The following is a 1333-nucleotide window of genomic DNA, read 5'->3' on the forward strand; positions in this document are numbered from 1 at the left end:
TGACTCCTAACGCTTGGCGAGTTTACTCCGGTTTGAATTTTGTGTTTATGGCGCAGTGATTTAGCTTGGGTGTTATAGCGTTGTCGCACCTTAATTGGGCGTTAGGTAAATGGAAGGAGGCTTCAGTGAAATATAGCTTTAACTTCGAAGATGCTAGTCAGATATTTGTTGGTGCTTTTGCGCTCGCTGTTCCCATTTCATTCTCTGAAGAGGCTTGGCGTTTGGGGGAGACCTTGCCAATTCTAAATCTGTTAGTGTTATTCACTTTGTCAGTGGTTTTCCTAACTTTGTACACCTTTGAAAATGTTTTTCAGCGTAACGTATCTGAGCGTAAGTTAGTTTTCATTCTACGCATAGTCGTTGCATATTTTATGACAGCGATGGTCGTGATGTTGGTGTTGTTTTGCATCAACAAGCTTCCGTTGTTATCAGACCCGCTAGTAGCGTTAAAGAGAGTCATCATAATTTCCATGCCTGCCTCGATGGGAGCAATAGTCGTTGATAGCTTCGACAAAGAGTAATTTACCTAACAAACAATTTAAGAGTGATTCAGCACGCTTGGCGTTTTTGGTTTGGGTTGAGTTTAGTGTTTACGGTGGTCAAATTGAGTGTCGTGGTCGCGTGCTTCACACCTTAATTGGGCGTTAGCACTATGGAGTAATCAATGAAGAAACATGCATCAGATTCATCTGAGCAACAAACAGCGGAAGCATACATATTGCAAGCTTTGGCTTTAAAGCGGGGCTTTATATTCAATGACGATAATAAGTTGCCAATAGATCTAGGTGTTAAGCCTGATGCTATTGACGTGAAGAACAAAGTCGTCGTTGAAGTCTATGCACGAGTTGGTGAGCTAAAAGGAGCTCAATTACACAAAGTTAAAGGTGACATTTTAAAGTTGCTTCTTATTCAGGAACACCTTGGTGAAAACTGGCGTAAGGTTTTATGTTTTACTAGTGAAGAAGCTGCGAAATATGCAAAAGGTAAGTCTTGGGTTGCGAAAGCTGTTTCTACATTCGGGATAGAGGTTGAAGTGATCGAGTTACCAGGCGACATTAGAGAAAACGTACTTGGTGCTCAAAAACGTCAAGTCATGACAAACGCAAAATAGTGCTAACAAAGCATTTAAGAGGGATTCTCAACGCTTGGCATTTTTGCATCTACTTCAAATTTAGTGTTTACGGTACAATACTTTAGGTCGGGTGGAGGCGTTTTTCACCCCTTAATGCGGCGTTATACACAAAGGCTCATAAATCACCTGTTTATCAGTCGATTGTTGCTTATTTGCAGTGAGAAAGGATAATGTCGGGCTCTTCTTACTCTAAATGTTGCT

At 41.1% G+C, this 1333-nt stretch carries 2 protein-coding genes; both read left to right on the top strand.

All coding sequences use genetic code 11. The features are described from left to right. Positions 1 to 125 precede the first annotated feature (125 nt). Positions 126 to 521, top strand: coding sequence for a DUF2391 family protein (locus tag F0249_RS19905; RefSeq protein ID WP_029203406.1), 396 nt, complete (start codon positions 126 to 128; stop codon positions 519 to 521). 143 nt (positions 522 to 664) lie between these two features. Next, positions 665 to 1111 (top strand): hypothetical protein, encoded by a 447-nt coding sequence (locus tag F0249_RS19910; protein ID WP_171757633.1) that lies wholly within the window; start codon positions 665 to 667, stop codon positions 1109 to 1111. The last annotated feature ends 222 nt before the right edge of the window (positions 1112 to 1333 follow it).

The sequence above is a fragment of the Vibrio sp. 03-59-1 genome (assembly GCF_013114135.1).
Classification (GTDB): Bacteria; Pseudomonadota; Gammaproteobacteria; order Enterobacterales; family Vibrionaceae; genus Vibrio; species Vibrio cortegadensis.